Source organism: Paenibacillus terricola, assembly GCF_014779765.1.
In the GTDB taxonomy this organism is placed as follows: domain Bacteria; phylum Bacillota; class Bacilli; order Paenibacillales; family Paenibacillaceae; genus Paenibacillus_T; species Paenibacillus_T terricola.
The window spans coordinates 120,786-136,235 of record NZ_JACXZA010000003.1 but is presented as its reverse complement, the minus strand read 5'-3'; the positions used below and the strand labels follow the sequence as shown (position 1 = coordinate 136,235).

Sequence of the window (15,450 nt, the reverse complement as noted above, 5' to 3'; positions counted from 1 at the left end):
GTCATGCAAAGATGCATAAAACGATCGACTCGACCGAACATCATTCGGGAATCGATCGTCTTTGCTTGATATTGCACGCTCTTATCGCACGTTCCTATCGGACGCGCGCTTCCGTAAGCTTGAATTGGCCAACGAGCTGCTGCATGAGAACGGTGATGGCTTCAACGGTCTGCGAGGTGTGGCGGACGCTCATAATCTCGTTCATCAGCTCCTGCACCTTGGATTCGACGTCAGTAGAGAGTGCACGGTTCTCCATACTGATTGCTGCGATCTTCTCCATCAAGGCGACGACTTCATCGACGACCTGCGATTTGCGGCTTTCTTCAGCGGTTGCGTCAGATAGTAGTCGAGATGCGGCAGCAACGAGTTGATTGCCTTCCTCAACGGCTTTCGTTCCATCATCCATCGATTGATAGGCCTGTTGTGCTTCTTTATAAATAAGTTGAATAATGTCATGAACTTCACTGGTAGATCGGTTCGTCATGTCGGCCAACTTGCGAATCTCCGCTGCGACAACGGCGAACCCGCGCCCATGCTCGCCTACGCGAGCAGCTTCTATTGAAGCATTCAGAGCGAGCAAATGCGTCTGCGCGGAAATTTCTTCGATCGTATGCAAGACGGTCCGAATTTGTTCAGCAGTATGGATGAAGGTGCGAATCGTCTCATTGGATTGCTGAACTTTAGCCGAGATATGCTGCATTTTATCGCCGATTCGTTCGACTTCGCCTTGAGCGGTAGCGATCTGGCGGTCCGCTTCCTGCTCGATCGAGCGGAGCTGCTCACGCATCTCGCCAGCAACGTCCTTCGCAACGTCGATATCTTTCAACTGTCTGCGAATGCTTCGCAGCATGACATGCATGTTCTGATTCACGCGTTCCGTTGATTCAGCGGTAACAGTCGTTGAGCGAATCATCGCATGTTGGCTCGATCGCACATCGTCTGAGGCATGTTTAACGCGCAGCATTATGTTCTCCAGCGAGTCGATCATATTGTTAATCCACTTCGCCAGTTCTCTTGTTTCATCGTTCTCAAAATCATTAGGTGTAAGCCGCTGAGTCAAGTCGCCTTCGCCTTCCGCATTAATGCGGATAAACCGATTGATCGCTTGCAGCCGTTCGACGACTTTCCCTGTAGCTTTCTTATGGACGAAGGAGATCGATAACGCTCCGAATAGGATATGGAACAATCCGGCAGACACCGCCGTTAACCAGAGTGGAGCTTGTGAAGCGATGAGCCATATAAGGGCTGCTGCTGCCACGGCGGATAGAGCGATGGCTGCTGCTCCAAGCTTCATTTGGCGCCAGCCAATGCTGCGCTGCCGGTATACCTCTTCCAAGTCACCTTCGCACATCATGCCCCATAGGTCAGGGCAATGCGGCAGCTGGAATGTAACGCCTTTGCCGATAACGGGAATGTGCCGGTAATCCGAGTAACCCGGAAACTCGACGAATAGGTTGCTGCCGTTGCGGATTGTACTTGCGACACCAGGATGCAGCATACCCGTGGCCGGGTCGGTAAAAATAAGCTCCAGCTCCGTATGCTCCTTGACAGAGACAACACCCCAATCCGTTGTAATGCCGTCTTTCAAGTTCTCTCCGTGGGTGAAAGTACGATCCTCGAATCGGCTGCGAGACAGTGCCGTCCCTGGCGGTACATGTTTGTTCAACATTGGTTTCGCCATAAAAATATAGTTGTCGCCGGAATCCGGATAGACGTGACCAGATTCCCGCTGGATGAGATCGCCAAGAACATCGTTGGGCACTCGGCCGCAAATTGCGCCAACCGTCCGATCACCACCACTGATTATCGGCAAGATGAACATGATCGTCATCGCATCATGAAAGGTCGATGAACGGGGGCCGATGCGCAGCGTTATAGGATCGGAATAAGGGCCGAACAAGCAAGGACGCCCTTGTGCGGATTCTGCGGCATAACCAATGCCAGCGGTGAACGCTTGTCCTTGTACGTAGACAGCGCCAATATGTACGGGATAAGTCGAATAAACGACGCTGTTCGATTCATCCAACAGGAACAGCTCTGTAAAATCGGTTCCTCGGCTGTACGTTTCCGTGAAGGTTCTATCCAGATCGTTCCGGTCAGCACTGCTTAACAGAGCTGCAGCATCGGAGGTTGACAGCAGCTGATCGCGAAGCCGCTCCAGATGACGCCAATAATCAGTCGCCCAAGAATGAAGTACGTTTATCCTCGTGTCTGCGATGCCTTCGAAGATCTCTTCGACATCGGATTTTAAGCTTTCGTTTAAGCGATAAGAGCGCCACAGCGGGAGTCCTTTAGTAAAGCCAAGCCATCCGAACATTTCAACCACTCCTCAACTTTCAAGCTGTCTAGTTATGTCATAAAACCTGACGCAATGTCGATAATATTGGTATTATATATTAAAAACATAGATTATGTCATGTAATATTACATACAATTCGAATTTTTTGTTTATTTATGTTAGGGATTGTTGAGTGGATTGGACGAAATGGTTCGGTTGGGGCGCTAATACTAAACATTTGTTAATCGGCAATAGCGTACCAACTGCTGCGTCGCTTTCATGCGCACCTCGTGATGCTCCACAACAAACAACCCCCGCATCCAACAAGGATGTGGGGGTTCTGCTAATGCTACACTAAGCTCAGCATGATCTTAAGCATTCCGCTGAGCATTCAACATGCTGAAGGCTTTCTTATTGTTCCGATACAACGTCTTGAACACGGCGAAATAGTGATCGTACGACGCCTTGTTCGCTGCATTCGGTTTGTAGCTTGCCTTTACTTTAATGAGCTTCTTCGCATCGTCGAGGCTTGCGATTCGGCCAAGTCCAACAGCGGCGACGACAGCAGCGCCAATGGCGCCGGCATTCTGCGGACTGTCGACCGTCTCGATCTCGCGACCGAGCACATCGGCCAGCATCTGGCATGTAAGCGGGGCAAGCGCACCTCCCCCGACCAGCCGGATCGCTTGGGATGTCTTAATCTTCAGATCCTGCGCCTCCAGCTGCCAGCGGAGATGGTAGCAGATGCCTTCCAGCACCGCATGGATCAGCTCGGTCTTCCCAGTATCGATTCCGATGTTGAAGAAAAGTCCGCGTGCATTGGAATCTTCGAACGGGGAGCGGTTGCCGTGCAGCCAAGGAGCGAACATAACGCCGTTGCTTCCCGCCGGCACATCTTTGATCGCATGCATCATGTAATCATATAGACTCCGATATATCGACTCCTGCGAATCGGAGATTTGTTTCTTCTCTAGATAAATGCCGATCTCATCGAGAGCGAGATGGTTCTTCACCCATTCCAGGCATTTGCCCGCCGTCTCTAGCTCACTGAAGTAGTGGTAGCCTGTCGTGTTGGCACCGACGATAGAGGCAATCATATGTTTCGCGTCAAGTATCTGCTTCCCGACGACCGTCGATACCCATCCGGATGTACCGAGATAAATATGGGTATCGCCATGTGCAACTGCTCCTGCCCCAACCCCGATCAGCGCGGCATCACCACCGCCTCCGAACACGGCAGTGCCTTCAGTGAGACCCAGCTCTTCAGCCGCTTCACTCGAAAGCTTCCCAACCTGCGCCGTCGAAGGCACCACCTTCGGCATATGCTCGACATTCACGCCGAATAGCTTACACAGGCGTGCGCTGAATTGTTTGCGGCCCGCTCTTGGATCGTACAATAGCGTCGCGTACGCACTGTCCTCTGTCATGACGAACTCGCCTGTGCAGCGATGGATTAGAAACTCTTTCACATCAAGCCACTTATATACGCGATCGAACACGGCAGGTTCGTTGCGCTGCACCCATTTGTACTTCCATATCGGGTCCTTGACGCTGGCAGGAACGGCGCGTGTAATCGCAAGCGATTGTACCAGTTTCCGGACATTCATTCCGCTGACGCGCACCCCGTGAACGATTCCTTCTCGATGCTCGCGTACGGCGCGGCTGTCCATATAACTCATCGCGCGGCGAAGAGGGCGTCCTTCTTTATCGACAAGCACAAGCCCCTGCATCTGCGCGCAAAAGGAAATGCCGCTGATCTGCTCTGGTGAAAGGTCGTGCGTTTGAAGCAGTTTTCGTGTCGTGCGGCACATTGCATGCCACCAATCCGTTGGCTCTTGCTCGGCGCCCCCGCCATCGAGAATCGTCAAGGAGTAGCCCTCCATATCGCTAGCGATGAGCGTAATCGACTCATCAATAGCGTAGATGCAAGTTTTGACCCCGGAAGTTCCGACATCGTACGTAATGACATAATGGCTCATACTGGATCGAATGCACCTGCCTTCATTGGCTCGAGCCAGGACCGAGCGGAGTTTGATTAGAAGGATGAATAGCAGTTTGCCCCCTACCTGCTTTCATACGGAAAGTGAGCGGCAGCATAATCGCGGTCATCCCTGCGAATATAAGCATCGGCGGCGCAATCGACCCCGACGAATCAACGAGCAGCTGGAACAAATAGACGAATAATGCGCCCGATACTTGGCCCATGAGCAAAATCATGCCGAGCGAGGTGCCCTCGGGTATCGGATAAGCAGCCTCTGAGCCATGTTGGAACAGAATCGGAGCGACGCCCATAATGGCAAAGCCTGCGATACCTGCGATAATTGCGATCCACACAACCTCATTCACGTAGGTCAGACCGATGAGCGCGGGGAGGAGGATCGCAATCGCACCTGTGAAGAAAGGTACGCGAATGCGGTATTTGTCAGACAAGAGCGGCAGCAAGACAGCGCCAATGATGCCTGCAACAATGAATACAGCACCAACAATGCCGGACTCCTCAGACGTCAGCCCGCGTGGGCTGAGTATCGTATCGATAAGCGTAAGCAGCGTATTGAAGATGCCGATGGAGATGAAGCTGACAAGCATAATCAACGAATAGCCACGGTTAACCGCAAGCGATCTGATCGATGCGAGACTTACAGCCTCACGTGGCGGCGTATCATCTGAGATGGGAGCGAGAGGCTTTTCTTTCGTGAAAATAATGGCGATGCCAGCCGCGGCAATCGCTATGATGGCGAACACCATCAGCATGTCGGGAATGCCGGAGCTCTCTGCTACGATTGGTGCGACAACCATCGGCACGACGAAGCCAAGATATTGCGCCATCGTCAGAATGCCTGCAGCGGTGGACCGCTCGGACATTGGAAACCAATTGGCTGCAGCCTTGGTCGTAATATTAAGCAGGAATGGCTGCCCGATCGCAATGAGGAACTGCATAATGAGCACGAGCGTCCAATGTTCTGCGAACACTGCCCGCAGAAGCCCGAACAGAGCTGTAATGACAGCGCCGATGATTATCGATGTTCGGTATCCCCAGCGGTCAATGACCCATGAAGCGGGCAAGGAGAATACGATGAACATGACCATATAGCTGAGCGAGCACCACGTAATCGCTAGACTGCTGACGCCGTAATATTCCTCGGCCTGACTGGCAATGGGCGCGAAGGACAGCCACATCGTCTCGGTCGCGATAATGATAGGCACCATAGCCAATAGAATGATCCATCGATAGAAAGGATCTTTACGAATAATAACGCCGCCTTTCAACGGGAAGATCTGGACGCTTGCTTGGAATATTGATTCAAGTAGACGAAGCGCATCAGCAGGCTCTCCCAATAGTGGAGGGGTTTAACACTGCCGAGCAGGCTCGCGCCAACATAGGCTTTGCAGTTCTTATCCAGCACCATGCTGATCGCTGCTGCATCGTCTTCTGTCCCGCTGCAGCATAATGCGCCTTGACCGCGGACGAACACAGCAGAAGAGCGGCCTAGCGCTGCCGCAACTGAGCGAGGATCCGCTTCAGCCACACGTGCCGAAGTGCCGATTAATTGGGCAAAATCGTCCAGCAGCGGCTTCAGCTTCAAACTCGTCCTTGAGAACGCCGCCACTTCGGGGCTGCGATTCCACGTCATATAATGAACGTGCTGATGTTTCTTATAGATCGCCTCGTGAAGCAGTGCTTCTTCCGGCGTGTTAACGCTTCGCTCACCGAATTTCACAACGATTTCTTCGTCGCGGGACGAAGAGGAGACGAGCACGAAACCATCTTCGGTGCGGCGGCTGTTGTAGAAAGGCCCTTCTTCTGTACGTACGAGGGCATCCTGTCTATAATTACCTTCCAACACCAGCTGGCTAATGGCTGCTGGTTCAGCATGCGAATCGCCGCTTATCTGGCGATAGACATCGGCGACAAAACGCTGACAGGCACTCTCGAGGGCAAGAGCCACGCTGAACGCTTCCTCATCATCGACGCCATAACAGACGGCGCCGTGATTTTTCATAATAATCGCCCGATTGTTCGTATTCTCGAGTGAGGCTGCGACATTGCGTGCCAGCTTCTTCGTACTTGGCAGTGCGTAAGCGCCGCAAAGCACTTTGCCAGCGAGCGGGCCTTCGATGATGTCAATCGAATCGAGTTCACTAGCACTTATAACCGATGCTTCTGTCTGATGCGTATGAATGACGAAGTTTACGTCAGGGAACTGCCGATAAACGGCGGCGTGCACGCCGCGCTCCGAAGAAGGCTTAATAATGCCGCTGTAGGTACCATCCGCGATCTGAACCGTTACAACATCTTCGGGTGTCAGTGAACGATAATCCCGCCCGCTTGGTGTAATAACGAATTGTTCCCTGTTGATCCGGTGGCTCACGTTGCCCCATGTACGAGCGATCAATCCAGTCTCGACGAGCCGGATGCCAGCTGCAATGACGCGTTTTGTAGCCTCCTCGACATTGAACGTTACATAGGCTCCGCTCATTGTTGCCCCTGCAATTCCGCGACATTGGCGAATACGCGATCAAACCGAATGAGCGCATCGTCGATCATTTCATTCGTATACGCACCGCTTGTGTACATCCGGCTGCCTGCCAGCGTCACGATTCCTTCAGCCATATAAGCGGCCCCCATATGCTCCATCTCCCGCTTCCGCTTGGATGTCTCTTTGAGCACGTGCGGAATTTGCCAAGGCTTCGCCCAATTGATTGCAAAATGCATGGTGCCGACCGTCTCCAAGTGGCAGATCGATCCCTGGTTAAATGCGACAAATGGCAGGTTGTATTTCGCGATGAGCTGCTGCAATCCAGCAACGAGCCGATCGGCCATTTGTCCGGATTTCTCGATCGCACCTGTACGCTCAATCTCGCACAGCGTATAGTAACCAGCTACGCAGCTGAGCGGGTTCGCTGCCATCGTACCGCCGACCATCGCTTTCTTGCCGCCGCCGCCGATGCCGGCTCCGAGATATTTCATATATTCACGTTTGCCTCCGAGTCCGCCGGCTGCGGGATATCCGCCAGCAACGACCTTGCCGAATACCGTCAGGTCAGGGGAGACGCCGTAGTAGCCTTGCGCACCGGACATCCCGATACGGAATGCAGTAACAACCTCGTCGAAAATCAACAAAGCGCCATACTTCCGGCACAGCTGTTCGACTCCTTTATTGAACTCGTAATCGACTAGTCTTGTTCCGCTCTCCGGGCCGACAGGCTCGATCATGACTGCTGCTGTACCGCCGCGCAGTTTATTGAAGCGCAGCTTCCGTTCAAGATCGTTAAGGTCATTCGGGAAAAACTCTTGGGTATGTTTGAATACATAACGGGGAACGCCATGCGCTTGCGTCCATTTCGAGCCTGGAATACGGATCCCGTAAGCAAGCTGATCGCTCCAGCCGTGGTAGGCGCCGCCCATCTTAATAATGTTCTTATGCTTCGTTGCAAGCCTAGCGACGCGAATCGCTGCCATGCACGCTTCTGTCCCAGAGCCGAGCATGCGGAACATGTCAACCGACTCGATGCTGTCAGCGATTTTGCGGCCGAGCTTATATTCGTATTCATGAAACAGGCCGGTCGAAGGGCCGCAGTTATTCAGCAGTTCAATGACTTTCTCGCGCACCTCAACAGGATTGCTGCCGAGTACGGTAGGGCCGCCTGCTTGCAGAAAATCGTAATAGCGGTTTCCGTCGATATCATATAAGTAAGCGCCTTCAGCTTTGGTAAACACAAGCGGGAAAGGGTGGTTGAAAGCCAAGTTGTGCTGAACGCCGCCTGGAATAATATCGACTGCTTCATCGATCATTTCCTTGGACCTCGCACATTTGACTGCAAAATATTCCTCTTCATAACGCTTCAGTACTTCTGGTTTGATTGAGTAAATCGGCAGTTGAATCAATCGGTCCAGCTGGTTGGTAACGGCCTTCACATCAGGATACTGCGAGATTGAGAATGTCCGATCCATACATACCTCCGTATACTTTCTTATTGTAAAATGTGCTGCGCAAACGGTGCTGGCCTTATTCTTGTTCTGCTTCGATTGTGTTCATATCCTCTATTAAATAGGATATGAGGTTTTATCTGTAGTTCGTACTAGCAAATGACGCAAGTCCACTCCAAATTTATACCAATTCGTATATGATTATATCGAAACTTGTCGTTTTCTGCTAGATTGCACATTGTTGAGGTTGGCATTACAAATAATGAGAGATTATCTTCAAATCGACATCATCTTCTACTTAGGCTGTGTATGATGGAAGCATTAGCTATAAGGAGGGAGTGCAATGATACCGTTATTTGCGTTGGTCATATCGTGGGTGTTATTTCGATTAATAGGGCTAGCGGGAGTCACATACTTGGATGATTGGCATACTTCACTGCAGGCGGCGGTCGCTGTTATGCTGCTGCTGACGGCATCCGCTCATTGGGGCTCGAAACGAAAGGATCTTGTAAGTATGGTGCCGCCATCCTTTCCGAAGCCTGGACGGATTGTCACGATAACCGGCTATCTCGAAATTGCAGGGGCGATCGGCATCCTGATTCCGGCGGTCTCGCTTTATGCTGCCATTGGCCTTGCACTGCTGTTAATCGCAATGTTTCCGGCCAATGTGTATGCCGCTCGCCATAAGCTAACGCTTGACGGCAGACCTGTGCCTTCGCTGCCCATCCGGACGCTGCTTCAGCTTATTTTTCTGGCTGCGGTAATTCTTGCTTCTCCGATGTTTGACTAACTATAAGTGTTACTTAAGACAGTTTCTGGGATATCCGGAAACTTTTTTATGTGCCAGCGCAGCACGAATCACAATCAGGTGATAACAATAATGGATGATCGTATTTTGTTAGTCGATGACGAGCAGGGACTGCTGGTCATGGTAGAAACGCTGCTTCGCAAAGAAGGTTTTCAACGAATAGCTAAAGCTTCGTCTGGTCTTGAGGCACTGCGCCACGTACAGTCAGCTTCGTTCGAGTTAATTGTACTCGCTGTGATGCTGCCTGATATGAACGGATTCGATTCCGCGCGAAGCCGCTCCGCTTCGGACTCCAGCTTCTTCATGGCAAGCTTCTGCTGATCGGCCTCAGTAAGTTATCCGACCAGTTCGCAAGTTGGGTTCGACTAGCAATCTCTTCAAGAATAGCTAATTTCTCTTCAGTATCAAGCTTATTTTTAAGCACGAAAAATGCTCCCCTCACAGAAACAGGTTTTTATTATTTCACCTGTCTACTGTATGGGGAGCATATCAATCTGGCTGACCGATAACGGCAGCGGCACTGAATAGCCTTTTGCGTACAACTAGCGTAGTTGGCTGTTGACTGTTAGATCCGGCATACTTCCTTCGGGCAACGGGGGCATTCCGGGCAACGGCAAATCTGCCGCAGGGCATTCAGATTAAGGACGACGATCCGGCCTTTGCGGATATCGATCGTGCCGTCATCTTTCAGTGCATTCAGCATTCGATTGACGCTCTCGCGGGTTGTGCCGATGAAATCGGCAAGCTCGGTATTCGTCAGCTTCAGCGTAATAAGAATGCCGTCCGCACAGGGTGCGCCGTACGTATTGGTCAGCCGGATGAGAGTCGAAGCAAGCGCGCCAGGCTTGCCGAAGAGCAGCAGGTCGCGGAATTTCGAATCCGTCACGCGATGCATCAGACCAACCCAGTTCAGAAAACGGACAGCCAAGTCGCCATGGCGATAGAGCAGTATTTCGAGGTCGCTCCACTGGATGACGCCAAGCTCGGCCTCCTCCATCACTTCTGCGCTGAAGCTGTGAACGGTGCGCATGCCATCTTCGGGTTCAAACACGATATCGCCAGCTTGCAGGATCGACAGAATGAAATCTTTGCCTTCCTCCGTCGATTTGCGAAGTTTCACTTTGCCCGAGTGTATATAGTATAGCTTGCCTGTCGGCTCGCCTTCCCAGAAGAGATAGTGTCCAGCTTCAGCACGCCTTGGATACATGAGCTCCTCTAGTCGTGTGAACTGCTCTCTCGTAAAGAAGCGATCCATGCGAAGCGGACTTTCTGTACGTTCTACGATAGGCTGTTTATGTTTAATCGCCACTTTGTTCATATTAGATCCGCACCCTTCTATACATCTTATATTTACATCTTAAGATAGTAATCCGTATCCGTAATCGGGGAACTTCCTGATTTAGGTATGAGAATTCCCACTATTTTTGTGATGGAAATCACACCGACGCATAGGGGAGTGGATCGATTTTTGTCAAAATTGTGTAATCCTCGAATTTGTGATGGAAATCACATAACAAACCGCTGGAAGAGATTATGATGGACCTGTAACCGAAACGAAGGAGGACTTCACAATGAAGAAATGGTTAGGGACACTCGGCATCGTACTCACGATTGCCTTGACGATGACAGGCTGCGGCGGGGGCGGCGACAAAGATACGAAGGATTCTGCAGCTGCTTCCTCTTCTACTGCGGTATCTGAAGGAACGGGCACAACGAAAGACATTACGATCGAAGCGAAAAACTTCGAGTTTGATCAGCCCGAGATTAAAGTAAATAAGGGCGATACCGTGAGCATCACACTGAAGAACAGCCAAGGCAATCACGGCATTGAGCTGGCAGGCTACAATAAAGAGATTAAGGGCGACCAGACGGTGACATTCGTGGCGGACCAAGCGGGCGAATTCGAATTCCACTGCTCGATCATGTGCGGCGGCGGACACGCGAAGATGACGGGTAAACTGATCGTGCAATAAGATCTTTTATTCGCAGCAAGCGCCCGTCATGATCTGGAAGCAGCAGCTTCTGAAGGCGGGCACTTTTTTCACAGGTAAGTATGTGATTATTTTCACAACAATATAAACAGGTTATTCGAGAGGAGATGCCGATTATGGCTATGAAATGGTACAAACAAAATGTTTGGGCGGCAGTCATTGTAACACTCGTTCGTATTTATCTCGGTTGGAAATGGTTGGAACCAGGCTGGCATAAGCTGACGGGCGGGTTCGACGCTACGGGCTTCCTTAAGAAGGCGGTCGACACGCCGCTGGCGGACAAAACAACTGGCGCATTGCTGTATCCGAACTACACGTACTTCATTGAGCATTTTGCACTGCCGAATGTGAAGCTCATTAACATTATGATTCCGCTTGGCGAGTTCCTGATTGGTCTTGGTCTCATTCTGGGTGGACTGACGCTCTTCGCAGGATTCTTCGGACTGATGCTTAATACGTTATTCCTGCTGGCTGGTACGGTGAGCACGAACCCTTGGCTGATGGTGATTGGATTCCTCGTCTTCACGGCTGGCGCGAACGCAGGACGCTTCGGACTAGACTACTATCTGCTGCCTCTCATCGGCAAATATTGGGCGAAACTGACGCATCGCGAACGCACAGATGTCGGAGCGGGCACTGGCGCTGGCACAGGTAGGATTGTTCTGAAATAATGGGCAGTACGCTGAGGAGGACGAAATGTGATGGAGAGAACGAATTTCCCGCTGCTCGACCTGTACCTCACCTATGATCAATGGAAAGAAGAGCATCAGGCGCTATCCATCCGATTAAGGGAGCTGGGTTTGCTCGTAAGCTGGCATCCAGGCAACTATGATTTCACAGCATGGGACGATCATCACCGCGAAGTGAGGGCTCTGTTCATTTCGTTCATGCAGGACTGGCAGAAGCATCTGTATTGCGAGCAACAGACGATCTTTCCGCTTGCTCGATCAGCAATATGCGGCGGCTCGATCGGCCCCGTGGCTGTACTCGAGCAGGATGGCAGCATCGCCATCCAGTTCTATGAATCGTACTTGCAGGCCACTGCAGACGGGGCTGCTTCGGAAGAGGCGCTCCGCCTGCTGCAGCAAGTACTGATGATTATCGCCGAACACTTCCGCGTTGAAGATGAGAACATCGTTCCAGTCACCGACCGGTTGATGGAGGAGATCGATTACAGCGGATTGTGAGCTGAGATAGTTGTTGCCAGGTCGATTGTTTAAGACTCGTAAGTGGAACGAATAATAACGGACTGGCATGACGTAGTCCGCTTAAGTTAGCGGCTGTACATCAAAACAGGATACGTTGCGGGTCGATCAATAAAGCCGTTTCCAAAGTCGTAACGAGACTTTGGAAACGGCTTTTCATTTGAACGAATTAGTACCATCAATGGGCGGTGACAGGTGGACACGTGCGAATGAAGTGTGCGGACGACTGACCGTACCTAGATACAGCGAATAGTCAGCTTTGCCGCGGATGCGGCAAGTGCGGGCACATGTTCCCAAGTAGTCAAAATTGCGTCCTTGTGAGGAGTCCAGAGGTAAAGGTTTCCGCGAGGAAACCACATCGGGAGCATACGCTTACGACCTTTGGGGCCCTCCCTTGCAGGGAGGGTTTGGGTGGGTAGATAAAAATAAAGAGGTCCCAAGTGCGCTGCCGTTCGAATCCTCCAATTGGTGGAAATCAATGGGGTTCATAGGGGCAAAGCCCCGTAGAATGTTCTCAGTACCATCAATGGGCGGTGACAGGTGGACACGTGCGAATGAGGTGTGCGGACGACTGAGCGTACCTAGATACAGCGAACAGTTAGCTTTGCCGCGCAGTCGCGGCAAGTGCGGGCACACGTTCCCAAGTATTCTAAGCAGCGTCCTTGTGAGGAGTCCAGAGGGCACAAGCCCTTTGGGGCCCTCCCTTGCAGGGAGGGTTTGGGTGGGTAGAACTTTTTGAGAATTTAGAAGTAGATTTCTTTTTTGTAAAACGCGGGTCATAAGGGGCGCGCAGCCCCTTATATCCGCCACTGATTGGACACAATTCATTCTCATCTCATGTGATGTTCTTCACAGTGTGCGAACGCTCTCAGCCCTACAATGAGAGTATCCGAACCAAACAGGAGGTTATCGCATGGCTGAAATCCGACCTCAAGCGAAGCAGAAATCGGGGGCACTAACCAAAGCAGAGCTAGATAAGAAAGAGCCGGGATTATCCGGGACATTCGTATCCGTATTGATCTTAGGGGCATTCATTGCCATCAGCTGGATCGGGGTATTCGTATTATTCATCGCTCGAAATTAGAGAAGGAGTGTATCGCATGCATGTTCATCGTCTGGAAAAGATCTGGCTGAGCATCGGCATCTCAATGCTCGCAATATTCCTCGTCGTCATCGCTGCGACGGCATTCGGTATGGGCATGTCGCCTCCAAGCGAGCATCACCATACGATTGACCCGACACAGGTGACGACTACGGCTCCGTTCGACGACCCGGGCCTGAAGCAGACAGGCGACAACCGCTATGAAGCGGTGATGATCGCTTATGCATTTGGTTATGAGCCGCAGACACTGGAGGTACCAGTAGGGGCTACGATTGATTTTACAGTGACGAGCTCGGACGTTGTCCATGGCTTCGAGATTGTCGGCACAAACGTCAACATGATGATTGAGCCTGGCGAGGTCAGTCACATTAGCCACAAGTTCGATAAACCAGGCGTGTATTTGGTGTTGTGCAATGAGTATTGCGGTACGGGCCACGAGTATATGAAAACTACCATTGTCGTCAAGTAGGAGGAGTATGAATGAAACAACCGTTTGATCGAAGGGATGGCAAGCTGGTGCTGGCGCACATCCTGTTCGCATTCGTTGCACTGCTGCTCGGCGGCGTGGCCGGTATGCTGCAGGGGACTGTAAGAAGCGGAATGATCACTTTGCCTGCGAACATCGGGTACTATGAGTTACTTACAGCACACGGCGTGCTCATGGCGCTTATTTTTACAACCTACTTCATTATAGGGTTTCTATATTCAGGCGTATCGCATACGTTAGGCGGCAAGCTGCTGCCGGGCGTCCGTAAGCTTGCTTGGATCGGTTACGCGACAATGTCGATCGGTACCGTAATCGGCGTTATCGTCATCCTGCTTGGCAAAGCATCCGTGCTGTATACGTTCTACGCACCGATGAAAGCATCCCCTTGGTTCTACATCGCACTCGCGCTTGTTGTTATTGGCAGCTGGCTGAGCGGGTTCGGGATTTTCCGTCAGTACATGGTGTGGCGCAAAGCGAATAAAGGCAAAGTATCCCCGCTGTTCGCGTATATGTCGGTCGTCACGATGCTGCTGTGGCAAATTGCAACGATTGGCGTTGCGGTTGAGGTCGTCGTACAGCTTATTCCGTGGTCGTTCGGCTGGGTGGATACGGTTAACGTGGTGTTGAGCCGTACGTTGTTCTGGTATTTTGGCCATCCGCTCGTTTACTTCTGGCTGCTCCCGGCATATATCTGCTGGTATGTTATTATTCCGAAAATCATCGGCGGAAAGATCTTCAGCGACTCGCTAGCGAGAATGTCGTTCATTCTATTCCTGCTGTTCTCGATTCCGGTTGGCTTCCACCATCAATTGATGGAACCAGGCATCAGCGGCTTCTGGAAATATACGCAGGTTGTGCTGACATTCATGGTTATTATTCCTTCGCTGATGACCGCTTTCTCCCTCTTCGCTACGTTCGAGCTGTATGGTCGTTCCAAAGGGGCGAAGGGATTGTTCGGTTGGTTCCGAATGCTGCCTTGGAAAGACGCTCGTTTCTTCGCTCCATTCATGGGTATGCTTGTGTTCATCCCGGCTGGTGCGGGCGGCATTATCAATGCAAGTAACCAAATGAATGCGGTCGTCCATAATACGTTATGGGTAACCGGTCACTTCCACTTGACTGTCGCGACAAGCGTCGCGCTGACGTTCTTCGGCATTACGTATTGGCTCATCCCGCACATTACGGGACGTGTGCTGACTGCAAGAATGAATAGGCTAGGCATCGTGCAGACGATTTGCTGGTGCATCGGGATGTTCTTCATGTCGGGCTCGATGCATACGGTGGGTCTGCTGGGCGATCCAAGACGTACAGCCTATACAACGTATGATGATCATCCGGATGCGATCTTGTGGATGCCATACCATGTTGCTATGGCCGTCGGCGGTATGATTTTGTTCATCGGCTTGTTGATTCTTGCCTACATCGTGTACAGTCTGATGCGCGCTCCCAAAGGCGAGACCGAGTATCCGATCGGCGAAACGGCAGAAGGTGCGGAAGAGACGCCGCGCTACCTGGAACGCTGGGGCCTCTGGGTCGGCATCGCAGTTGTCCTGATTCTGTTCGCATACACATTGCCGGTCATCGACATGTTCCAGACTACCGTCACTTCGCCGGGTTACGTGACGTGGTAATAGAAAGATAGAATAAGGT

14 protein-coding genes are annotated in these 15,450 nt (G+C 51.5%); 8 read left to right on the top strand and 6 right to left on the bottom strand.

The window, feature by feature from the left end; all coding sequences use genetic code 11:
- Window positions 1–94: 94 nt before the first annotated feature.
- The 5 genes from H8B09_RS12875 to H8B09_RS12855 all read right to left on the bottom strand — a co-directional run bounded on the left by H8B09_RS12875 (window position 95) and on the right by H8B09_RS12855 (window position 8,231).
- Window positions 95–2,317 carry a methyl-accepting chemotaxis protein gene (locus H8B09_RS12875; protein WP_191203944.1) on the bottom strand — a complete coding sequence of 741 codons (2,223 nt, stop codon included), beginning with the start codon at window positions 2,315–2,317 and terminating at the stop codon, window positions 95–97.
- Window positions 2,318–2,649: 332 nt separating this feature from the next.
- Window positions 2,650–4,257: a xylulokinase gene (locus tag H8B09_RS12870; protein WP_191203943.1), complete on the bottom strand. Its 1,608-nt coding sequence runs from the start codon at window positions 4,255–4,257 to the stop codon at window positions 2,650–2,652.
- A gap of 22 nt (window positions 4,258–4,279) precedes the next feature.
- On the bottom strand, window positions 4,280–5,545 hold the full coding sequence (locus H8B09_RS12865; protein ID WP_224753567.1) for an MFS transporter: 1,266 nt from the start codon (window positions 5,543–5,545) through the stop codon (window positions 4,280–4,282).
- A complete protein-coding gene (locus tag H8B09_RS12860; protein WP_191203942.1) occupies window positions 5,542–6,756 on the bottom strand; it encodes a class II aldolase/adducin family protein in 1,215 nt (404 codons plus the stop codon). The genes H8B09_RS12865 and H8B09_RS12860 overlap by 4 nt, the downstream gene beginning before the upstream one ends.
- Window positions 6,753–8,231 carry an aspartate aminotransferase family protein gene (locus H8B09_RS12855; RefSeq protein ID WP_191203941.1) on the bottom strand — a complete coding sequence of 493 codons (1,479 nt, stop codon included), beginning with the start codon at window positions 8,229–8,231 and terminating at the stop codon, window positions 6,753–6,755. The genes H8B09_RS12860 and H8B09_RS12855 overlap by 4 nt, the downstream gene beginning before the upstream one ends.
- A 319-nt stretch (window positions 8,232–8,550) precedes the next feature.
- Between H8B09_RS12855 and H8B09_RS12850 the strand changes: the two genes are divergently transcribed.
- Together H8B09_RS12850 and H8B09_RS12845 are read left to right on the top strand one after the other, a co-directional pair.
- Window positions 8,551–8,997, top strand: a complete 447-nt coding sequence (locus H8B09_RS12850; RefSeq protein WP_191203940.1) for a DoxX family protein — start codon at window positions 8,551–8,553, stop codon at window positions 8,995–8,997.
- A gap of 90 nt (window positions 8,998–9,087) precedes the next feature.
- Complete coding sequence (locus H8B09_RS12845; protein ID WP_224753566.1) at window positions 9,088–9,336, top strand: response regulator; 249 nt, start codon at window positions 9,088–9,090, stop codon at window positions 9,334–9,336.
- Between the two features lie 244 nt (window positions 9,337–9,580).
- Here the strand turns inward: H8B09_RS12845 and H8B09_RS12840 are convergent, their stop codons facing one another.
- The gene (locus H8B09_RS12840; RefSeq protein WP_224753565.1) at window positions 9,581–10,333 is read right to left on the bottom strand and encodes a Crp/Fnr family transcriptional regulator; all 753 of its coding nucleotides are present in this window, start codon (window positions 10,331–10,333) and stop codon (window positions 9,581–9,583) included.
- A gap of 253 nt (window positions 10,334–10,586) precedes the next feature.
- On the opposite strand from H8B09_RS12840, the gene H8B09_RS12835 reads away from it, so the two are divergent.
- From H8B09_RS12835 to H8B09_RS12810, 6 genes are all read left to right on the top strand, one after another.
- Window positions 10,587–10,988, top strand: coding sequence for a cupredoxin domain-containing protein (locus H8B09_RS12835; RefSeq protein WP_191203939.1), 402 nt, complete (start codon window positions 10,587–10,589; stop codon window positions 10,986–10,988).
- A 134-nt stretch (window positions 10,989–11,122) separates the two neighbouring features.
- Complete coding sequence (locus H8B09_RS12830; protein WP_191203938.1) at window positions 11,123–11,677, top strand: DoxX family membrane protein; 555 nt, start codon at window positions 11,123–11,125, stop codon at window positions 11,675–11,677.
- A gap of 30 nt (window positions 11,678–11,707) precedes the next feature.
- Window positions 11,708–12,193, top strand: a complete 486-nt coding sequence (locus tag H8B09_RS12825) for a hemerythrin domain-containing protein (RefSeq protein WP_191203937.1) — start codon at window positions 11,708–11,710, stop codon at window positions 12,191–12,193.
- A 931-nt stretch (window positions 12,194–13,124) separates the two neighbouring features.
- Window positions 13,125–13,295, top strand: coding sequence for a cytochrome c oxidase subunit 2A (locus H8B09_RS12820; protein WP_191203936.1), 171 nt, complete (start codon window positions 13,125–13,127; stop codon window positions 13,293–13,295).
- A gap of 16 nt (window positions 13,296–13,311) precedes the next feature.
- On the top strand, window positions 13,312–13,782 hold the full coding sequence (locus tag H8B09_RS12815) for a cytochrome c oxidase subunit II (RefSeq protein WP_191203935.1): 471 nt from the start codon (window positions 13,312–13,314) through the stop codon (window positions 13,780–13,782).
- 11 nt (window positions 13,783–13,793) lie between these two features.
- The gene (locus tag H8B09_RS12810; RefSeq protein ID WP_191203934.1) at window positions 13,794–15,431 is read left to right on the top strand and encodes a b(o/a)3-type cytochrome-c oxidase subunit 1; all 1,638 of its coding nucleotides are present in this window, start codon (window positions 13,794–13,796) and stop codon (window positions 15,429–15,431) included.
- The last annotated feature ends 19 nt before the right edge of the window (window positions 15,432–15,450 follow it).